Origin of the sequence: Colwellia sp. D2M02, assembly GCF_018860755.1 — a bacterium.
Taxonomy (GTDB): domain Bacteria; phylum Pseudomonadota; class Gammaproteobacteria; order Enterobacterales; family Alteromonadaceae; genus Colwellia; species Colwellia asteriadis.
The window spans coordinates 229,253-250,555 of the sequence record NZ_JAHKPW010000070.1 but is presented as its reverse complement, the minus strand read 5'-3'; the positions used below and the strand labels follow the sequence as shown (position 1 = coordinate 250,555).

The 21,303-nt window shown below is 38.4% G+C and carries 22 protein-coding genes; 5 read left to right on the top strand and 17 right to left on the bottom strand.

Translation table 11 applies throughout. The annotated features are described in order from the left end of the window. Positions 1-293: 293 nt before the first annotated feature. Positions 294-2,477 carry a S46 family peptidase gene (locus KO495_RS13495; RefSeq protein WP_354668387.1) on the top strand — a complete coding sequence of 728 codons (2,184 nt, stop codon included), beginning with the start codon at positions 294-296 and terminating at the stop codon, positions 2,475-2,477. A 161-nt stretch (positions 2,478-2,638) separates the two neighbouring features. Here KO495_RS13495 and rpoS read toward each other — a convergent pair whose 3' ends face one another. The 12 genes from rpoS to KO495_RS13435 all read right to left on the bottom strand — a co-directional run bounded on the left by rpoS (position 2,639) and on the right by KO495_RS13435 (position 12,141). Continuing rightward, positions 2,639-3,535, bottom strand: coding sequence for an RNA polymerase sigma factor RpoS (gene rpoS, locus KO495_RS13490; protein ID WP_252738954.1), 897 nt, complete (start codon positions 3,533-3,535; stop codon positions 2,639-2,641). 99 nt (positions 3,536-3,634) lie between these two features. Next, positions 3,635-4,507 carry a peptidoglycan DD-metalloendopeptidase family protein gene (locus KO495_RS13485; RefSeq protein ID WP_215980918.1) on the bottom strand — a complete coding sequence of 291 codons (873 nt, stop codon included), beginning with the start codon at positions 4,505-4,507 and terminating at the stop codon, positions 3,635-3,637. An 82-nt stretch (positions 4,508-4,589) separates the two neighbouring features. Next, a complete protein-coding gene (locus KO495_RS13480) occupies positions 4,590-5,168 on the bottom strand; it encodes a YqaA family protein (protein ID WP_215980917.1) in 579 nt (192 codons plus the stop codon). Further along, positions 5,168-5,818, bottom strand: coding sequence for a protein-L-isoaspartate(D-aspartate) O-methyltransferase (locus KO495_RS13475; protein WP_215981072.1), 651 nt, complete (start codon positions 5,816-5,818; stop codon positions 5,168-5,170). The genes KO495_RS13480 and KO495_RS13475 overlap by 1 nt, the downstream gene beginning before the upstream one ends. Positions 5,819-5,838: 20 nt before the next feature. Beyond that, positions 5,839-6,594, bottom strand: coding sequence for a 5'/3'-nucleotidase SurE (gene surE / locus KO495_RS13470; protein ID WP_215980916.1), 756 nt, complete (start codon positions 6,592-6,594; stop codon positions 5,839-5,841). Positions 6,595-6,605: 11 nt separating this feature from the next. Beyond that, positions 6,606-7,676, bottom strand: coding sequence for a tRNA pseudouridine(13) synthase TruD (locus KO495_RS13465; protein ID WP_215980915.1), 1,071 nt, complete (start codon positions 7,674-7,676; stop codon positions 6,606-6,608). A 72-nt stretch (positions 7,677-7,748) separates the two neighbouring features. Continuing rightward, entirely contained in the window at positions 7,749-8,261 is a 513-nt protein-coding gene (gene ispF / locus KO495_RS13460) for a 2-C-methyl-D-erythritol 2,4-cyclodiphosphate synthase (protein ID WP_215980914.1), read from the bottom strand. Continuing rightward, positions 8,252-9,007: a 2-C-methyl-D-erythritol 4-phosphate cytidylyltransferase gene (gene ispD / locus KO495_RS13455; protein WP_252738953.1), complete on the bottom strand. Its 756-nt coding sequence runs from the start codon at positions 9,005-9,007 to the stop codon at positions 8,252-8,254. The genes ispF and ispD overlap by 10 nt, the downstream gene beginning before the upstream one ends. Beyond that, positions 9,007-9,336, bottom strand: coding sequence for a cell division protein FtsB (gene ftsB, locus KO495_RS13450; protein WP_215980913.1), 330 nt, complete (start codon positions 9,334-9,336; stop codon positions 9,007-9,009). Before ftsB ends, ispD begins: the two co-directional genes overlap by 1 nt. A gap of 79 nt (positions 9,337-9,415) precedes the next feature. Beyond that, positions 9,416-10,102: a hypothetical protein gene (locus KO495_RS13445; protein WP_215980912.1), complete on the bottom strand. Its 687-nt coding sequence runs from the start codon at positions 10,100-10,102 to the stop codon at positions 9,416-9,418. Positions 10,103-10,193: 91 nt separating this feature from the next. Then, positions 10,194-11,243 carry an ABC transporter permease gene (locus KO495_RS13440; RefSeq protein WP_215980911.1) on the bottom strand — a complete coding sequence of 350 codons (1,050 nt, stop codon included), beginning with the start codon at positions 11,241-11,243 and terminating at the stop codon, positions 10,194-10,196. A 16-nt stretch (positions 11,244-11,259) separates the two neighbouring features. Continuing rightward, positions 11,260-12,141 (bottom strand): ABC transporter ATP-binding protein, encoded by an 882-nt coding sequence (locus tag KO495_RS13435; RefSeq protein ID WP_215980910.1) that lies wholly within the window; start codon positions 12,139-12,141, stop codon positions 11,260-11,262. A 239-nt stretch (positions 12,142-12,380) separates the two neighbouring features. Between KO495_RS13435 and KO495_RS13430 the strand changes: the two genes are divergently transcribed. Further along, positions 12,381-12,578 carry a hypothetical protein gene (locus tag KO495_RS13430; RefSeq protein ID WP_252738952.1) on the top strand — a complete coding sequence of 66 codons (198 nt, stop codon included), beginning with the start codon at positions 12,381-12,383 and terminating at the stop codon, positions 12,576-12,578. 47 nt (positions 12,579-12,625) lie between these two features. Then, complete coding sequence (locus tag KO495_RS13425; protein WP_215980909.1) at positions 12,626-12,862, top strand: hypothetical protein; 237 nt, start codon at positions 12,626-12,628, stop codon at positions 12,860-12,862. A gap of 36 nt (positions 12,863-12,898) precedes the next feature. On the opposite strand, the gene KO495_RS13420 is transcribed toward KO495_RS13425, so the two are convergent. Next, entirely contained in the window at positions 12,899-15,103 is a 2,205-nt protein-coding gene (locus tag KO495_RS13420) for a GNAT family N-acetyltransferase (RefSeq protein WP_215980908.1), read from the bottom strand. 352 nt (positions 15,104-15,455) lie between these two features. Between KO495_RS13420 and KO495_RS13415 the strand changes: the two genes are divergently transcribed. Then, positions 15,456-15,671 (top strand): PA3496 family putative envelope integrity protein, encoded by a 216-nt coding sequence (locus KO495_RS13415; RefSeq protein WP_215980907.1) that lies wholly within the window; start codon positions 15,456-15,458, stop codon positions 15,669-15,671. Between the two features lie 217 nt (positions 15,672-15,888). After that, positions 15,889-16,542 carry a pyridoxamine 5'-phosphate oxidase gene (gene pdxH / locus KO495_RS13410; protein WP_215980906.1) on the top strand — a complete coding sequence of 218 codons (654 nt, stop codon included), beginning with the start codon at positions 15,889-15,891 and terminating at the stop codon, positions 16,540-16,542. A 108-nt stretch (positions 16,543-16,650) separates the two neighbouring features. On the opposite strand, the gene KO495_RS13405 is transcribed toward pdxH, so the two are convergent. The 4 genes from KO495_RS13405 to KO495_RS13390 all read right to left on the bottom strand — a co-directional run bounded on the left by KO495_RS13405 (position 16,651) and on the right by KO495_RS13390 (position 20,896). After that, positions 16,651-17,475: a M48 family metallopeptidase gene (locus KO495_RS13405; RefSeq protein WP_215981069.1), complete on the bottom strand. Its 825-nt coding sequence runs from the start codon at positions 17,473-17,475 to the stop codon at positions 16,651-16,653. Positions 17,476-17,648: 173 nt separating this feature from the next. Further along, entirely contained in the window at positions 17,649-18,779 is a 1,131-nt protein-coding gene (locus tag KO495_RS13400) for a sodium ion-translocating decarboxylase subunit beta (protein ID WP_215980905.1), read from the bottom strand. An 8-nt stretch (positions 18,780-18,787) separates the two neighbouring features. Next, positions 18,788-20,575 carry a sodium-extruding oxaloacetate decarboxylase subunit alpha gene (oadA, locus tag KO495_RS13395; RefSeq protein WP_215980904.1) on the bottom strand — a complete coding sequence of 596 codons (1,788 nt, stop codon included), beginning with the start codon at positions 20,573-20,575 and terminating at the stop codon, positions 18,788-18,790. Positions 20,576-20,584: 9 nt separating this feature from the next. Further along, complete coding sequence (locus KO495_RS13390) at positions 20,585-20,896, bottom strand: OadG family transporter subunit (RefSeq protein ID WP_215980903.1); 312 nt, start codon at positions 20,894-20,896, stop codon at positions 20,585-20,587. Between the last annotated feature and the right edge of the window lie 407 nt (positions 20,897-21,303).

Genomic DNA, 21,303 nt, shown 5'->3' with positions numbered 1-21,303 from the left:
TTTTCATTAAAGGCACAATTCTACACCATAGTACAATTTCAGTGAACTATAACTTATGAATATTTATTCAAAAGTATTTATGTACCGGAAATGTTACGAAGATAATTACATTTACGCCTACTGTTAAACCTTTTTACTGAAATGACACTATTATTTACAACTTAACTGTAACTATTTTGTTAATTTTTTTGACTAGATGAGAACACTAGCGCAAACTCTGAACCATGCTTTTTGTTATACAATAACAAAAAGCAAAAATACTCATTACAATTTTAAAAATAAAGCAGGATATTATGAGACAACTGACTAAATTGTTAATGCTACCGGCATTAGCTTTAACGGCCAGTTCAGCATTAGCTGACGAGGGCATGTGGCAACCAAATCAATTACCAACCATAGCAAAACAATTAACCAAAGCAGGGTTGAAATTAAACCCCAATGACTTAACTGACCTGACAGGTTTCCCAATGGGAGCCATAGTTAGTTTAGGTGGCTGTACCGCCTCATTTGTTTCAGATCAGGGCTTAGTTGCTTCAAACCACCACTGTGTTTACGGTTCGGTGCAATATAATTCAACTGCAGAAAACAACTTACTTAAAAATGGTTTTTTAGCGAAAAGCTTTGATGAAGAATTGCCTGCAACGCCAGGTAGCCGTATTTATGTGACCGAAGAAATTACCGAAGTTACGCCACTCGTGAATGCCGGCATTACTGAAGGTATGAATGGTAGCGAACGATATAAAGCGATTGATACTAACTCAAAAACACTCGTTGCTGAATGTGAAAATGACGACAGATACCGCTGTAGTGTAGTGAATTTTCACGGCGGCTTAGAGTACTACTTATTTAAACAGCTAACCATTAGAGACGTACGTTTAGTACATGCGCCTGCAAGTAGTATTGGCAAATACGGCGGTGATGTAGATAACTGGATGTGGCCACGCCACACTGGTGATTACGGCTTTTACCGTGCCTATGTGGGTAAAGATGGTCAACCTGCCGACTTTAGTAAAGATAATGTACCTTACAAGCCAAAGCATCACCTAAAAGTTAATAAGAGCAGTGTTGATGATGGCGACTACATTATGGTACTTGGCTACCCTGGTAGAACTAACCGTTACCGCACCGCCTATGAAGTAGAAAACACATTTACGTGGACTTACCCTAATGCGAAAGCTTATCGTGAAGAAATTATCGATTTAATACACACTCATTCAGAAGAAGGTAGTGAAGCACGTATTAAATATGAAAGTACTTTAGCTGGCTTAGCAAATTACGCTAAAAACTACGGTTCAATGATCCATAGTTATAACAAAGGTACTTTTTTAGAGCGTAAGCAAACCCTCGAGAAAAAACTAACTCAATGGTTACAGAGTGACAAAAAGCGTCAAGCTAAATACGGCGAAGCATTATCGGGGTTAAATAAACTCATTAAAATTGATGATCAACAACAAGCCCGCGATTTAATTTTAGGTTATATGCGTTATAACAAAATGCTATCTACCGCGACTAGTTTACATCGCTTAGCCGTTGAAAACGAAAAGCCAAATATTGAACGTGAACGTGGTTATCAAGAACGTGATTTAGCGCGCTTTGAACAAGGCATGAAATCTGTTGACCGCCGTTATGACGAAACTATTGATAAAGAAATTCTAATCGCTATGTTAACGCACTATGTTGCGTTACCTAAAGAAGAGCGTATTAAGTCTTTTGATAAGTTTTTTGGCTTAAGTAAGACAACAGCTAAAAACTTTAATGAGAAAAAGTTACGTAAAACATTAGAAAAAATGTATAAAAAAACACAGCTTAATTCTCAAGAGCAACGTTTAGCGTTAATGAATAAGCCGTTAAGTGACTTTGAAAAGAGTAAAGACCCATTCATTAAATTAGCGGTTGCTAGCTTTAAAGAGCGTAAAGCAATTGAAGACACTTCTAAAGAACTAGCCGGCAACATTCAAGCTTACCGCCCTAAGTACATGGAAGCACTTATTGCTTACTTTAATGATAACAACTTACCTGTTTATGCTGACGCAAATAGCACACTACGTATCACTTACGGGAATGTAAAAGGCTACTCGCCACAAGATGGTTTAACGGCAACACCTTATACAACTCTAGAGGGCATTGTTGCTAAAGACACTGGTATTGCACCATTTGATGCGCCTAAAAAACAACTTGAGCTAATTAATAACAAGCAATATGGCGAGTACGCTAAAAAAGCAATCGGCTCAGTGCCAGTAAACTACTTAGGTACTTTAGATATTACAGGTGGTAACTCAGGCTCACCAACCTTAAATGATAAAGCCGAGTTTGTTGGCTTAGTCTTTGACGGTGTTTATGAAAGCATTATTGGTGACTGGGATTACGATAAAAAGCTAAACCGCTCAATTCACGTTGATGTACGTTATATGCTTTGGGTAATGGAGCACGTTGATGGCGCGACTAACCTAATTGAAGAAATGGATATTGTTGAGTAACCAGTTCGCCAGTATCAATACAATAGATACTAGCATTGTTTGCAATATTAACAATAAAAAGTTCTAAGCATAAAAAACCCGACAGTTGTCGGGTTTTTCTTTATCTACTCAATATAAATCGTTTATTGAGTAGCCTTAGTAACATTCAAACTATGTTCTAACTATGCTTGAAATATAGCCTCAATAGATAAGTTCTGTTGAGATAAAATATCACGCAAGCGTTTTAATGCTTCTACTTGAATTTGACGAACACGCTCACGGGTAAGACCTATTTCAGAGCCAACATCTTCAAGAGTTGCCGCCTCATAACCTAGCAAACCAAAGCGTCTTGCTAATACTTCTCGCTGTTTAGTATTAAGCTCATTAAGCCAAGTAACAATATTATTACTCATATCTTGAGACTGTAAGTCTCCTTCAGGTCCTGCACTCTTCTCATCAGGAATAATATCTAGTAATGCTTTGTCAGAGTCACCACCAAAAGGTGTGTCAACTGAAGCCATGCGCTCATTAAGGCGAAGCATTTTAGTAACATCTTCAACAGGTTTATCTAAGTGAAGCGCAATATCTTCAGCGGTTGGTTCATGATCGAGTTTTTGAACGAGTTCTCTAGCAGCACGTAAGTAAATATTAAGCTCTTTTACCACGTGAATAGGTAAGCGAATGGTGCGAGTTTGATTCATAATCGCTCGTTCGATGGTTTGACGAATCCACCACGTAGCGTAAGTTGAAAAGCGAAATCCTCGCTCAGGGTCAAATTTTTCAACGGCTCGAATAAGCCCTAAATTGCCTTCTTCAATTAAGTCTAATAGTGGTAAGCCTCGGTTATTATAACGTCTTGATATTTTTACAACTAAACGCAGGTTACTTTCTATCATACGTTTACGAGATGGCTCATCACCTTTAAGTGCCAAACGAGAAAAATACACTTCTTCTTCTGCACTAAGCAATGGCGAAAAACCTATTTCGCTTAAATAAATCTGAGTAGCATCTAAGTTTGATGGTGCTTCTTCTTTTGCTTCTATTGTATTTTCAGCTTTTATTTTTGTTAGTTTGCTCATACCCTTCTCCCACATAGCAAAGACTTTTATTAAAATTAATTACTCACGTTAACTCCAACTGTTTTTATTTACGTTATTATTATGTTGTTATTTTTATTATTACTTTTTTGGTAAGTACTTTAAGGGGTTTATCGACTTGCCACGAAAGCGTATTTCAAAATGAAGCATAACTTTAACAGAGTCTGTATCGCCCATTTTCGCTATAACTTTACCGCCTTTAACCACTTGCTGTTCTTTTACAAGTAACTTGTCATTATGAGCATAGGCACTTAAGTAATCATCATTATGTTTAATAATAATAAGTTTGCCATACCCTCTTAACGCATCACCAGCATAAACAACCTTCCCATCAGCTGCCGCTTTGATATTTGTACCACGACGACCAGCAATGTCTATCCCTTTATTACCTTGTGCCTGATTGGAAAAGTAATCAATAACTTTACCCTTTACAGGCCATTGCCATCGATGAATTTTTTGTGAAAACCCTTTATTCTCAGGAATGCTCTTTTGGTATACTTTTCCACCAGTTACATTTTTACCATACGCCTGCTTTTTAGTTGTTGCAAGCACCTTTTTAGTACTTTTTTTATTTGCAGTACTAGAGCCCTTACTCGACTTTTTAGTAGAAGGCTTGTTTTTACTATCTTCTGTTGTTTTTTTAGGCGACTTTTCTGTTAAAAATAATTTTTGTCCTGGAAAGATTCTATACGGAGATGAGATTTTATTAAGTTGAGCGATTTGTCGTACGTCAGAGTTGGCGCGCCATGCAATAGAATATAAAGTTTCACCTTTTTTAACAATATATTCACTTGTTGTTATACTATTTTTAACGCGCTCTTTAAGAGGAACACCACCATACATACCAATAACGGGTGCAGGATCATTTCGAGTAGAGCAAGCTGATAAAAGTACACTACAAAGCACAATAGTAGCAACATAACGATAGTGAAAGGTGAGCGAAAACCTTGGCATTATAAAACACCTACCGTTGTAAATTGCTTTACATAAAGCTCACTTATCATCATGATTATTTACTCCATAAGTTCTCGAGCGACTACCTTAAAGCAAAATATGCAATAATAATGGCGATAACGACACCCCAGCCTAAGACATCAACCCATTGACGAATTTTTTGCTCCATGGCGCTGCCCCCCCATTTAATTAAACCAGCAACCAAGAAAAACCGTAATCCTCTACCGATTGCCGATGCCATAAGAAAAGGCAAGAATGCCATATGTAAAAAGCCTGCTGACACAGTAAAAAGTTTATACGGAATAGGTGAAAAGCCTGCAATAAACACGACCCAAACACCCCATTGCATAAACCAACTAATGGCCGTATCAAAACGTGCTTGGTAACCAAATTCGGTTATTAATGGTTGTATCCAAGGTTCAAACATTAAGTAACCTAGCAAATAACCAACCGAGCCACCTAAAATAGAAGCAATAGTGGTTATTGTCGCTAAACGCCATGCATTATGAGGCTTAGCTAATACCATAGGGGCAAGCAAAACATCAGGTGGTATAGGGAAGAAAATAGACTCTATAAAAGTAATAAAAGCTAAAATACGCGGTGCAAATTTATGCTCAGCCCAACGCAACGTCCATTGGTACAAATTCGAAAACACTTTCACTACAACAACTCTCCAGGAACTAAAGGTACAAAGCGTACTGCTTCTACTTTTTCTTCGATAAACTCATCACCATCACGGGTAATAATTTTCAATACTTGGTTTTGTTCTCCCACAGGAATAACTAACCGGCCACCGTCTTCAAGTTGATCTAACAAAGCTTGAGGTACTGCATTAGGTGCTGCGGTTACAATAATGGCAGCGAAAGGCCCTTTACTTGCCCAGCCCTGCCAACCATCACCATGCTTCATTGAAACATTATGTAAGTCCATCGCTCGTAAGCAACGCTTAGCTTGCCATTGCAATGCTTGAATCCGTTCAACCGAAAATACTTTATCGGTTAGCTGCGATAAAATAGAGGTTTGATAACCAGAGCCGGTGCCTATTTCCAAAATGTTAGCAGGTCGACCATTAGCTAGTAGCAACTCTGACATTTTTGCGACAATATAAGGCTGTGAAATAGTTTGCCCTTGCCCTATCGGTAAAGCCGTATTGTCATAAGCTTTATGGGCGAGTATTTCAGGTACAAAAATATGTCGAGGAGTATTAGCTATGGCTTGTAAAACCTCGACGTTTTGAATACCTTCTGCATGTAGTTTTTGCGCTAATAATTCACCGCTACGCTTTGATTTTCCGCCTACCCTGCTAGACATCATATGATTAGATCTCATTGTTAATCTGATAAACTTAGCTCGCTGAGCCAGTCTTTTATTGTTTTAATACTTTGATGGGCCGTCATATCTACAGTTAATGGTGTAACCGAGGCGTAACCCTGTGCTATCGCATGAAAATCAGTACCTTCGCCACCATCTAACTCTTCACCGAGTAAACCATACCAATAAATATCACGCTGCCAAGGGTCTTGCATTTTTTGCATGCACTCCGCTTTATGCCTATTCCCCAACCGAGTTACTTTGATTCCTTTAAGTTCATTCAGGGGCACATCAGGTACGTTAATATTTAAAATTTGATCTGCTGGTAGCGGGTGACTTTTTAAACGTTCAATAATTTTAACGGCAACCACGGCGGCAGTTTTATAATGGTTTTCATCCTTACCAACCAGTGAAATGGCTAAAGCAGGCATACCCATATGACGCCCTTCGGTTGCCGCAGCAACAGTACCTGAGTACAAGGTATCATCACCTAAATTAGCGCCTTTATTAATACCTGCAACCACTAAATCCGCATGACTAAAAAATTGGCTCGCACCAAGGTGCACGGCATCTGTAGGCGTACCATTAACTGACACAAAGCCATTATCAAGCTTTTCAGCGCGTAAAGGATTTAATAATGTTAACGAGTTGCTCGCACCACTACAGTTTCTATCAGGTGCAACCACATCAACACTAAAGCGTTCACTTAGCACCTCAAATAGCACTTTAATCCCTAAAGCATGAACGCCATCATCATTACTGAGTAATATTTTCATCAATAGTCCTACTAACTTTCGGTGCTTGTTTGGCGTGTATCAATGCGCGTAGTCATATCTTGATAAACCAGTAACTCTCTTAATACCGTAGTGGCATAACAGCCTGCGGGTAAAAAGAAACTCACTTTTACATGAGTTTGGTTATCTGGTGTTGATAGTACTGAAATGTCGGTGTCACTAATGGTTAAACGAATACGTCGACGTTCTTGCTTTAAACCAAAACGCGGTAAGCCTTGTGCAAATTCTATATGCTGCTCAGCAACACTTTGCTCTAACGCTAATGCTTCGTTGGTTGTCATTAACTCACCAGCTCCCCACATAGGCCCGGTTATATCAACATCTTTATCTTGTAAACGCTGCTTAACAGCTTCATCAACGGTATCGACATGAAATACCGATTGTGTGCCGGCAAGCATTAACACATCGCCAGTGACTATTTCATTAAAAAGCGACTGTTCAATACGTTTATTAATCATGCTATTAAAAATATAAGAGCGAGCGGCTGATAAATACATACCACGCTTTTTCTTGTCTTTAACTTTGCTGCCCGAAAAAAGCGATAAAGCACGGGCAATATTTCCGCCATCAATACCAAAGCGCTGCTCACCAAAATAATTAGGTACACCTTGGCTGATAATACTTTGCCAACGATCAACTAGTGCATCAACATTCGTAACGTTTCTTAATAGTAATTCAAAGTTATTACCGGTAAGTGCGCCCGTACGTAATTTTTTATTATGGCGTTGGTACTCAAGTACTTCGACACCTTCAATTGCTAAATCGGATAAATCATATAGTTGTTTACCAGGAACATGCACACCAAACCATTGCTCTGTTATAGCAAAACGATCTTTTAAGCCTGCATAAGAAACAAGCCCTTCTTTAACGGCAAAGTATTTAGCAAGCTCACGCGCAACAAAAACGGTATTTGCACCTGTTTTTCGTATTTTAATGAATAAGTGCTCTCCTTCGCCGATGGGTGCAAAAGGGAGTTTTTCAAACACTTTAAAATCACTCATTTCACTGCGTAGCAAACCACTCGATTGAGGCTTTCCATGCAAATAGGCATGTTCTGGTAACATTCTTTATTCCATTTTTTAATAATTAGACATTACAAAGTAATGTGGAAAATAACGGGCGAATTAACACCTAATTTAAATGTGCTGTACTTCATCTATTGGTTTAATCTCATGCTCAGCAACCGTTAATAATACAACGCAATGAACCGCTATACCTTCTTTTCGACCAGCGTAGCCAAGCTTTTCAGTGGTAGTTGCTTTAACATTTACTTGCTCAATAGAGCAGTTTAAGTCTTCACTTAAACAGGTTCGCATATTAAGTAAGTGCGGCGCTATTTTTGGTGCTTGTGCCACAATAGTGATATCAGCATTACCTAACTGGTAACCTTTTTCTGTCATCAGCTCTACCACATGACATAGCAAAATACGGCTAGAGATATTTTCATATTGCCCATCGGTATCAGGAAAGTGATTACCTATATCAGCTAAACATAGCGCGCCTAATATTGCGTCACACAATGCATGTATTGCTACATCGCCATCAGAATGAGCAATAAACCCCTGCTCAAATGGAATTTTTACGCCGCCTAATGTGAGAGGGCCTTCACCGCCAAACTTATGAACGTCAAAACCATGACCTATTCGCATTGTTGCTCCTTATTTAACAAAGTGCCTGATTGCTTAGCAAGGTAAAACTCCGCTAAAAGCAAATCATCGGGGTGAGTTATTTTTATATTTTCACTACTACCAGCAACCAATAAACTGTCAAGATTGGCCTGCTCAATCGCTGATGATTCATCAGTAATACTCCAGCCATTGGCTAAGCCTTGTTCGATTGCGCTCATTAGTTGTTGAGTTTTATATAACTGAGGTGTAAGCGCATGCCATAATTGTTCACGCTCAACCGTATTAATTATAAGTTGCTGATTAGCTGAGTTTACACAGCCTCTTTTCATCGTATCTCTCACCGGGCTTGCTAATATGCCTCCGGTATCGTTGGCAAGACACTGCGTTATTAGCTGGTCAATATCTTGATGGCTAACACAAGGACGAGCTGCGTCATGCACTAACACCCATGGATAAGTTTTGTTATCAACACTACGTAAGCCATTAAGCACCGAGTCGACACGCTCTTTACCGCCATTTACGCGGATAACCTTTGGGTGGTTAACTAACGGGCTGCGATTAAAATACTGATCATTTTTATCAAGAGACAAAATAACTTGCTCTATTTTGGGGTGACTTAACAGCTTATTGACTGTGTGTTCTAAAATAGTTTTATTCGCAATAGATAAGTATTGTTTAGGGCAGTCAGCCTGCATACGTTTACCAACGCCAGCAGCGGGAACAATGGCGATAAATTTCATCGTACTATTTATGAACGCATCACTCATTACGGCGTATCCTGGGTGGTTTTACGTTTATGCTGATTAGTTGTGCGCGATGAGGGTTTATTAGGAATTATACGGAAAAATGTTTCTTGCTCTTTAATCATACCTAACTCGTTGCGAGCACGTTCTTCTATGGCTTCAAGTCCTAACTTTAAGTCATCGGTGTCTGCATAAAGCACCTTATTGCGCTGGCGTAGTTGCTCATTTAGGACTTTTTGACTGGCAACACTTTCTTGTAAAGCAAGATAATCAGGCACACTATTTTTACCGAACCAAAGTCGATGTTGCAGTAAAATAAATAATATCAGTAACACTACTGTAAAAATGCGCATAAAAGCCTAACAAGAAAATAAAGAAGTAACACGATAAAACAAGCGGTTATTATACCTAACTAGCGCGATAGATAAAGAATCAAATAGTTAGCCAGTTTGTGACAACAGCCGTCTTTTTAAAGTTTTTCCAATTAATATTACAAGACAACAACAGCTCACGTAAACTTGGTAGTAAAGGTGCTGATTTATGACTTCCTTGCCATGTGTGACCAGCACAAGCTGCCATCATCACTTTTTTATTTGGTTTCAGTAATTGCTGGTCGTTACTGAAACTTTTTAGCTTCTTTGAAGTTTCATCTTCTAAGGTTGAATGAGTTAATTCAAACCAGCCAGCGACATTAGTACGAACTCGCCCTTTAGCTAAATCAATACGGTCAACGCAATCAAGCACAATAGTTGCTTGCTTGCTTGTTCGATTTATTATCGGGACAACCAAGCCAACACGAATATTACTGGTTAAATACCAGCGATTAACATCGTCAATCGCTTGCCCCGACAAGGGTAAGATGCTGTTTTGCTTAGCAGACCAATTTGCGTTTTGAACATCGAGTAGCAAGGGAGAATGTTGCTGGTTGTTAACTTGCACCATGGCATGAGCAGTACGTGAAACATAATGAGGTAGGCTTTTTAGACGAGCTTGCAATGCCTGACAATGGGGAAAATCCCCTTGCGCCAATACATTAATCTCTCGTTGATACAAGGCAGCGCATAACTCAGCAAAAGAAGATGAGTCTATTTGCGTTTGCCATAAGTTCGCTTGTGTCATCACTCATTCTCCTTTTGGCTGTTTGTTATTTTGTTTAATTGATTATTTCGTTTATTAGCTCAGCTAAACGTGAACTAATAACTATAAAAAATTAACGTTCAGTATTCCAACTAAAAAGATAAGCACCTAATAATAAAAAGGTTACACTCATTATTACTAATATATTTACATGGTAACTAATATCAGCAAGTGACGCACCTTCTGTAATAATAGCTCTTGCGCCAGCAACTAAGTGGGTCAACGGTAAAAAATCGGCTAAGGTTTTTAACCCTTCTGGCGCTCCTTCTAAGCTGAACCACACCCCAGATAACATCATCATCGGCCATGAGGTTAAATTCAACAAGCCACCAATGAGCTCTTCACTTTTACTGCGACTTGCGACTAGTAACCCTAAACTAATTAAACAAAAAGCCCCTAATGCTCCAATAATAATTAAATCGAAATAACTGCCCAACATAAAAAAGTCAAAAAACACATTGCAGCCCGCATAAACAACGCTCGACATAAACATCACAATAAATAAGCGTGACAATAGCTGAGCACTAACAAATTCAAGCGCCGAAAGTGGCGTTGCTTTAAGACGCTTCAACACGGAATTTTTTCTATATCTAACAATGACATAACCAACACCAAACAAACAGCTAAACATCATATTCATTCCCAAAATACCTGGTAATACCCAATCGACATAACGGATACTTTTTCCGGTGCTTTGCAAACGAGTAAAACCTTGTTGATGACCTAAAAATATTTGTTCAACTAAATAGCTATTCGATGATTCATCATTAACCCAATAACGCTGCTGTGCGAAATCGACTAAAAGATCAATATTATGACGACTCAATTTTGCAGTTGCTTGTGCTTGGTCGTCGTAATGAATAAAGTCAATAAAGCGCGTATTTATAAATGAATGCTCTAGCTTTGCTACTGACTCTTGCTTTTGGGCATGGCTTAATGAAGTATCTGGTGTCGCTACTAATACCCCAACTTTATAGGCTGGGCGACCATCACCTGAAAAAATAAACGAAAAGCCGACCAGTAATAACACCGGAAAAAACAGGTTCCACCCTAATGACGATTTATCACGAAAAAACTCAATATTTCGTGCCTTAAACACTGCCATAAAACGCTTAAAATTCATAATATTCCTTAACATATTAAGCTTGCAGAGAATGACCTGTTAGCTTTAAAAACAAATCATCTAAATTGGCTGACTTTACATGTAACCCTTCAAGTGAAACACTTTCAGCCATTAGCAACGTTAATGTTTTTTCAACATTATCAGTGGTTATTTCAACTCGTTCAGATACCACACGCCACTGATATTTTTGCAATAATTCATCGCTAATTTGTGCTTTAGGCAAATAAATAAACACTTCATGAAAGTGCTTAGTTAATAATTGATGAGGTGTACCCGACTCAATAATTTCACCTTGATTCATAATGACAATATCGTCACAAAGTTGCTCTGCTTCATCCATGTAATGTGTGGTTAGTACAATTGTTTTATTCTGTGATTTTATATTTTTAATGAGTTGCCAAAATTTTCGTCGTGCATGAGGGTCTAACCCTGTAGTAGGCTCATCTAGAAAAATAATTTGCGGATCGTTAATTAATGCTAGAGCAAGCAACAAGCGTTGCCGTTGCCCGCCAGATAACAAACGATTATCTCTATCTAAAAAGTCAGCCAAGTCACACAGTTCAATCAATATAGGCTGCGCAATAGTATGTTCGTAAAAAGAGGCAAATAAATTTAAGGTTTCTTTTACCGTAAGAAAGTCCTGTAATGCAGTATTTTGAAATTGAATGCCAATTTTTTGGACGGTATGCTGATCAACAACCTCACCTTGATAAAGTACTTGCCCAGAAGTAGCTGCAATAATACCTTCCATAATTTCAATAGTAGTGGTTTTTCCTGCACCATTTGGCCCAAGCAATCCAAAACAATGTCCTTGAGTTACCTCAAAGCTCACATTATTAACTGCACATACGGCTTTATATTGCTTAGTTAGCGATTGCACACTAATGGCTGCGCTCATTTAATTACCTATTTGTATCAATGATCATTGTGAGTATTTACCAAATTATCAAAAGTAACACTCAAACAAAAAGTTTAAGGAAACTAAATATACTGTATTTTCAGTGTCTTTGCTAAAAACAACCAAATGATAATAATTATCATTTGCAACATATGATTTATTAGATTATATTTTATTTGCATTAACGGGCTTCATTAACGTTGAGTGCACGATGCAAACGAATAGCAGAGGTGATAATTATGATGACAACGCGATTTGAACCAGTAGTCAATGCCGACAATAAGGGCAAATCTCAAGTAGAGCTTTCAAGCAATGTTTTGGCTAATTTACTTAATTCAGGCTTACTGCATTGTGGTGACTGTAAGTCGTTAAACTCTAGTGCAAAAGCAGTACTGTGGCATGCATTACTTGAATCTGTAACAACAAACCATGACTAAAAAGTAGTTAGTAGGTAATAACAGATAAACTTCACAAGGAAATACACATGAAAACAACGCCATCGAAAGAGTTTTTACGCATAGAAACTTGGTTAACTGTACTGATTGCCACTTACAAAAGCCACCCAAGTAATGGTTTAGCACAAACCATTAGCTTTTATTTAAGTACACTACTTAATCACGATGATATTTGTTTTTGTGGAGATAAACGCTGTGATTACCTCGCTATGCAGCGCTATTGGCGTTGGTATGCCATAAGAAAATCGCCTGGGTTGAGTTTATAAAATAAACGTAACGCCCAATACGTTCAATTTAACGCTTTAGCTATCAACCTTTGTGGCAGAAAGTAGCTGAGTAACATAGGTTTTAATTGTATTATTAAGCATTTTTTTACCTGTAAAATCATAGTGCAGGCACACATCAGCTTCACTATGCTTTTGTATTAAACGACTCGTTAACACCAATAACATTTTTTGATTGGCAACATGAGTTAATAATTCACGCTGATTAATTAATTCATGTTTAAACCAAAGGTATAAGCTAAATACACAACTGCTATAAACACGCTGCCCTGTGGCAAAAGCGTTAACATTATTTAAATCACTTTTCTCAAGAGGAGGTAATTGAGCAAGCGCTTTTTGTGATAGTAATTGCGCTACCAGTGCGGTTGGTAAACCTTTATATTCATCTAACAGTAAATAGTCAAAACTACGATAAAAACTATTACTAAGTGCCCTTAGTTGAGTAATCGCTTTGGGTGACATACCTTTTAGTAGTAATGCTGAATGCTCACCGCTTGCTTTATCTTGCGTAAAGCCTAAACGCGCGGTAGTAAAACCTGTTTTAAACCAATAAGAAAGTAACTCAACATTAGCGCCAAAACTAGCGCCCGTAAAATCAACCGATTGTAAGCTAGCATGATGATTAATTTGTTCAATAAAAAAAGAGCCTAGCCCTTGTTGTTGCATACTTGGGTGTATTGCAATACGCATAATTCGTAAATATCGATAACTAAAAGCATTTTCAATACCGCAATGTACAAATAACGACTGCGGGATAAAGTGATTACTTAAGCGCTTTTGTGACGCTGCAACAGCAGAAATATCTGCAGCATTAATATCCTCTGCACTATCCCACCAGCCTTCTTGTATTAACAAAGCGACGCCCAGCAATTGCTTTTCTTGATTGCCTTTTCTAAATAAGCACTGTAGTTGCACATTTTTATTATCCAGTAATAACTTAAGATCACTGGGTTTAGTTTGATAATGAGCAGTCACTAATATTGAAAAAGCATCGGCTAATAGCCGCTCATTCGCTAATAGCTCGGCAACACTCACCCTCTCTACCATTAACGATGCTTTTAAAATGGCAGGTTTAGTATTATCAAGCAGCGGTAATTCACTATTGAGTAAACAGCCGTTAAAAATAAGCTGCTCTAATGGGTCGTTTTGCTGCCAGCGAATGGGTTCGTTAATATGCAATGTACGCCAATTAGGACAAAGCTCCGTGAGAATTTTTTGAAACTTTAAGGTAAAACCTCGCCCCGCACCTTCATAACCATGAACGGTACTAGCAAAAACCATACGGTGATAACGCCTAACTAGTTGCTCCAGTAAGTACACTGGAAATGCTGCGGCTTCATCAACTAACACTAAACTTGCGGTGAGCTGCTTTACGAGTAATTGATCTATCGCGATAAACTCAATACTTCCCTGTTCATGTGTTATTTTTTGTTTAAAGGCTTTTGCATTGGGCAAGCTTTTATTTAGTTGCTCAAAAAATACTGAAACCGATGCTAAACTTGGCGCACTAATAATAATACTTAGTGGCTGAGCTTTATTATTCGCTACGTTATTATTCAGCAACAGTTCTGCACAAGCGATAGCCAAGGCGGATGATTTACCACGGCCGCGATCTGCGGTTAACACTAGCGGACGTTTTCGGTGCCCCGTAAGCACTTTTTTAATGGCGATAACCGCTAGCTTTTGCTCAGCAGTCGCATAGGGGGAGCTCATATCATTTAGAGATTGAGTTTCTTCTTTTCGATAGTCATTCGCTGTAGCTGGCATAGTTAATATATCGGGAAAACAAACATCATCCTGACTAATAATAAAATGACTGTTATTAACCAAAGAGAAAAAACGCTGCAAAAAAGGGCTTAATTTAAGCTGCTCTTGTAGCATTGGTGTAATAATAAATAAAACACCACCTGCTTTTAAACTACCTGACAATGCCGCTAACGCGTCAATGGTAAAGTGGCTATCCGCAAAAATAATAAGCTCACTCTCACTACCAAGTTTAGCTTGATAACGTTTGGCCTGAACATTCGCCTTAAAAATTGTGCTATCGCCATAAATTAAACAAGATTTTTGCAAAGAAAGAGGTCGCTGAAAAAAAGGTAGGTTATCCAGTAATGATTTAGCCCAAAGCTCATCCCCTGATAACACCACAAGACGGCGCTCTCTTTTCAAGGTAGCATCAGTAACTAACGCATTAAACCATGCGGTAAAGGTTTCATTTAGCATAATATCGGTAAGGCCTGATCACAAAATAGGGCATGGCAACTATAGGTTGGCTACAGTCTAACAAGACCGTTAAGCTAAGCCAATATCATTAAACACTCCATTAAACACTCAAACACTGGCGTTCTAGCCAAATTTAAATCGCATAAAACCAATCATATAATGTTTACTGCATAGCTTTTATTCACTTGTAAATGTTATAAAAGCGAGACAGCCTAACTTTTATTCAAACACAAAAAAAACGGTACTTTTTTTCTATTTTTTTACAATTAAATTTATAAAACTATTGAAAATGTCATGCTTGTTACCTATTTTATAGATATTATTAGCCAGATTTTTTTTACAGGTAAATACGATGGTAAATGATATAAACAATGACTTTATTGATGATATTGATCCGGATGATTTAGACGATGATGATAATGCTTCAGATAAGGATGACGCTGACACATTAGCCAACAAAAAAGCTCAAGAACAAGCACAAAAAAACTTATTAGCGCGTAAGCGTATTGACGAATTAATGGAAAAAAAACGTCTAAAAGAATTGCTTGATGATAGTGAGGACTGGTAAACACTACTTAATTATTTCCCCCTTATGACACCCAACCCTAAACTAGGCTAAACCTCGAAAAGTTCAACACTGAACAGTCGGTCTAGTTAAAAACCTATTCTTTATACTAATTCTCGTTTAACTGCTCAATAAAATGGGCGGTTAAACGCTATAGAGTATTGCATTCCAAATGTTAAGGCATAAAATAGAATGACTTTACGCCCTAATATTTAATACTATGACTTTATTAGAAAAACTTCGTTGTTTATTTACCTTCGGCCAAGGTGTTGCTTTGCCTTTAGCTGAAGTACCTCCAAACGCTACACCCCACGCACTATTTAAACAATGGTTTGAAGAAGCAAGTCAGTCTGGGATCCTTCTTCCTGAAGCGATGTCTGTTAGTACTTGTGATAGCAGCGGACAACCTAGCTCACGTATGGTGTTACTTAAAGACTTCGACGAAGAAGGCTTTATTTTCTACACAAATTACGGCAGCCGTAAAAGCCAAGAGTTAGTTGAAAATGGAAAAGTCGCCTTACTCTTTCATTGGAATGTATTGCAACGCCAAGTACGTATTGAAGGGACTGTTGAAAAAGTATCTCCACAGCAATCAGCTGATTACTTTCATAGTAGAGATCGTGGTAGCCAAATCGGTGCTTGGGCTTCTAAACAAAGTCAGCAACTAAAATCAAACGATGAATTAAAAGAGAGAATGGCTCACTTTCAAGAAAAATTTCAAACAGGCGAAGTCCCCCATCCTGACTTTTGGGGAGGCTGGCGCATTAAACCTCACCATATAGAGTTTTGGCAAGGACGCGCTAGTCGATTACATGATCGTATTTGTTTTGACAAAACCGAGAGTGGCTGGAATAACTACAAACTTCACCCTTAACAATATTTCCTTAAGTTAACACACAGACACAACACACATAAAAACCAAAAAGCCTAACAACTTGTTAGGCTTTTTGGTTACTGACGATACAAAATATACAATAACATCCTACGTACTCGGTGTTGGTATTACCGCAGGCTTTTGACAACTCGGGTTACTATTCGCTTTATAATAAGTCATTGCCGTTGGTAAGTGTTGGCTTAATTGCTTAATACGCGTTTGGTTTGATGGGTGAGTTGACATAAACTCTGCTGGCGCAGCGCCATTACTTAACTTATCCATATTTTGCCAAAGTTTGATACTCGCTTGCGGGTTAAAGCCGGAACGTGCCATTAAGTCTTGCCCAACAATATCAGCCTCACTTTCATGTGAACGGCTATAAGGCATGATAAGACCATATTGTACCCCAACACCTAACCCAGCCATCCATAAACCTTTATTTTCTAAATCACTAGCGCCAACAGCAATAGTAGTAACAGCCATACCGATATTAGATAACTTACCCGCAGATAAACGTTCATTAGAGTGATGTTCAATGACATGGCCTACTTCATGCCCCATAATAGCCGCGAGCTGGTGCTGATCTTCTGTGACATTGAGGATGCCAGTATAAACACCAATTTTACCGCCTGGTAATGCGAACGCATTCACTTGCTTTGAATCAAAAACGACCACTTCCCATGCACCATTATGAGCAGATTTAGGTACATTAGCCGTAATAGCATCAGCAACACACTGCACAAAGGCATTAACGTTTTTATCACGACTAATTGGCGTATTTTTTTTCATATCTTCAAATGAAGCAGCCCCCATTTGGTTCAATTCATTGTCGGAAAAAAGCATAACTTGTTTACGACCCGTTGTTGAAGTTGAACAAGCACTTAATAGCACTAAGGCGGTGAGAAAAGTAAGTGTAGTAAATAGTGGTTTCATCATAAAGCTCGCAGAGATAAACAGAACGCCTATTTTATGTTGTTTATCTTAATTTTTACACTAAAAATAAAAAATGGTGAGCAAAGCCCACCATTTTTAATGTGTTCATTTTGTTTAACTAACCCAATATTGAATCAATATAAACTATTTTTCATATCAAGCTAACGGCTAACTTAACCAACTAAGGCTAATAAAATACCAGCGGCTACTGCTGAGCCAATTACACCAGCGACATTTGGACCCATTGCATGCATTAACAAGAAATTATGAGGATTAGCTTCCAAGCCTATTTTATTAGAAACACGCGCTGCCATAGGTACAGCTGACACACCCGCAGCACCAATTAATGGGTTAATAGGTGCTTTACTAAACTTATTCATGCCTTTGGCCATCAATACACCTGACGCTGTACCAATTGAGAATGCAACAGCACCTAACGCAAGAATTCCAAGTGTTTCAACATTTAAAAATGCATCAGCACTTAACTTTGAACCTACACCTAAACCTAAAAATATCGTTACAATATTAATTAATTCATTTTGTGCTGTAGAGCTTAAACGATCAACCACACCAGACTCTTTCATTAAGTTACCTAAACAAAACATCCCTACGAGCGGCGCTGCTGCGGGTAAAAACAAAATAGCCATAAGCACTAAACCTAAAGGGAAAATAACCTTTTCCACTTTAGTAACATGGCGTAATTGCGCCATTTCAATTTTTCGTTCTTCTACCGTTGTTAATGCACGCATTATCGGTGGTTGAATGATAGGTACTAGAGCCATATAAGAATAAGCAGCTACCGCTATTGCACCAAGAAGTTCAGGTGCCAACTTAGAGGCTAAGAAAATCGCGGTAGGACCATCTGCACCACCAATAATAGCAATGGCAGAGGCATCTTTTAATGTAAACTCAATCCCAGGAATAAAGTTTAACGCAATAGCACCAAATAACGTGGCAAATATACCAAATTGCGCTGCCGCCCCAAGCAGTAACATTTTAGGGTTAGCAATCAGCGCTCCAAAATCAGTCATTGCCCCTACACCCATAAAAATAAGCAAAGGGAAAATGCCAGTATCAATACCTGCATAATAAATATAGTGCAGTAAGCCGCCAACTTCTGACAACCCTGCTACGGGTATATTAGTTAGAATTGCTCCAAAACCCATTGGCAATAATAACAATGGTTCAAAACTACGTGCAATAGCAAGATAGAGTAAACCACAGCCAACTAACATCATAATGACTTGGCCAAGCTCAAAGTTAGCTAAGCCTGTTGATAGCCATAATTTAGATAAAGATTCCATGATAACCCCTACGAAAAGCTAAGCAAGGCATCGCCAACAGAAACTGAGTCGCCTTCTCTAGTATGAAGGCTAGTGATTGTGCCTGAGTTTACTGCACGGATCTCTGTTTCCATTTTCATGGCTTCCATAATAATAACAACATCACCTGCTGTGACTGAGTCACCTTCATTTACCAGCACTTTAAATATATTACCCGCTAATGGCGCATTTAACGTTTCTTCCGCTGAAATAGATGCCGATTGTTTAATAGCATCATCACCTGCTGGTTGAGTTACAGACTCAATTGAGCCGCCTGGTGCAACAACAACATCATAAACTTTACCGTCAACGCTCACCGCATAGTTTTCAGTCGAAGTATTCGTTGTAGACTGTGTTGCCGCTTTAACAGAGCTGCCCGCTGGTGCCGCTTTTGTTGGAATAGGCTCAAATGCCGCAGGATTATTGCGATTTTCTAAAAACTTCAAGCCAATTTGAGGGAATAGTGCATAGGTAAGCACATCATCAATCACTTCCTCAGCCAAGGTAATATTCTTCTCTTTGGCAAGTGATTGCAGCTCATCAGATAGTTTATCGACTTCAGGTGTTAATAAATCAGCTGGACGACAGGTAATTGGCTCCACACCATCTAAAACACGTGCTTGCAGCTCAGCATTCACTGGCGCAGCAGTTGCACCATATTCGCCCTTTAACACTCCAGTAGTTTCTTTAGTAATTGATTTATAACGCTCACCTGTTAATACATTCAATACAGCCTGTGTACCAACAATTTGCGAAGTAGGTGTTACTAAAGGAATGTAGCCTAAATCTTTACGTACACGAGGAATTTCAGTTAATACTTCATCAAATTTATCAGCTGCACCCTGCTCTTTCAGCTGGTTTTCCATGTTAGTTAACATGCCACCTGGTACTTGTGCAGTTAAAATACGTGCATCAACACCCTTTAAACTGCCTTCAAACTCAGCATATTTTTCTCTAACATCACGGAAGTACGCAGCAACCTCAGCCATTTTTTCAATATTCAAACCGGTAGCACGTGGCGTACCTTCAACAATAGAAGCAATAGTTTCTGTAGGTGAATGCCCGTAAGTCATACTCATTGACGAAATAGAGGTATCAATAACGTCCACATTGCTGTCAATTGCTTTCATTTGCGTGGCAACACTTAAACCAGTAGTAGCGTGACAATGCAATGCAATAGGTAAAGCGACCGTATCTTTAAGACGTGAAATAAGTTCTTGTGCATCATAAGGTTTCAACAAACCCGACATATCTTTAATACATAACGAATGCGCGCCCATATCTTCCAGCTGTTTTGCCATTGTAAGCCAGCCTTCAAGCGTATGAACAGGGCTTTCGGTATAACTTAACGTACCTTGAGCATGCGCACCTACTTTTACAGCGGCCTTGATTGATGTTTGAAGGTTTCTGACATCATTCATGGCATCAAAGATTCTAAAAACATCGACACCGTTAACATGTGCACGTTCAACAAACTTTTCTACAACATCATCAGCATAATGACGATAACCTAGGATGTTTTGACCGCGGAACAACATTTGTTGCTTAGTATTTGGCATCGCTTTTTTTAATTCGCGAATTCTATGCCAAGGATCTTCACCTAAGTAACGAATACATGAGTCGAATGTTGCACCGCCCCATGTTTCAACTGACCAGTAGCCTACTTCGTCTAAAGTAGCTGCGATAGGTAGCATATCTTCTAAACGAAGCCTTGTAGCTAAAATTGACTGATGTCCATCTCTTAAGACGACTTCGGTAATACCTAATGACTTGCTCATGTTATGCCCTTAATTCTTATTTTGAGGTAAAGAGTTATCCGCGGAAGCGCTTGATTGACCGTGTTGTGCTCGGTATCGATTAACAGCTCCGCTAATTGCAGCGACAATCGCCGGAGAAGCGGTACCATCGTCTGCTTTCTTATTATTTTTTTTATTTGAAGGAGCCCGACTTGGTGCAACAGGATCGGGAAAGCGAACAGCTAATTTAGCTAACACTAAATTAACAAATAAAATTAATAGGCCTAAAAAAGCAAAAACAACGACCATACCAACTAACATTAGGGTGCCCGCTTCTAAAAACTCTTGTTGCATGTTATTCATTTTCTTTCTCGTTCAAATTTATTGCAATTAGAATAATCACTCCAATAGCTAAAAAGCAAACAGTTTGTTCAAGTTTCATAAAAATAGTTTTTCGTCAAGTCGTAAAAACGTAAATATTCACTTGTTTTCAATAAATATTCACATAAAAACCTAAAAAATGTAAATTGTATACAATCATGCATCCACTGAATTAGAGAGCAAAAAGACAATAATACAATTTGGTATACAATATACCCCTAGTATTTACCTATTCAGTTGTTCAATAAATCTTGCTTGTTGTTTCTACGAAACTCGTAGTAATCAGTGCATTGGTGATTAAAAATTAGCTAGAAAATGATAGATATTTGAAAGTTTCATTAACTTTATTTTTATAGCAGTAGACAGAAAATCAAGGCAAATTTCGCGTC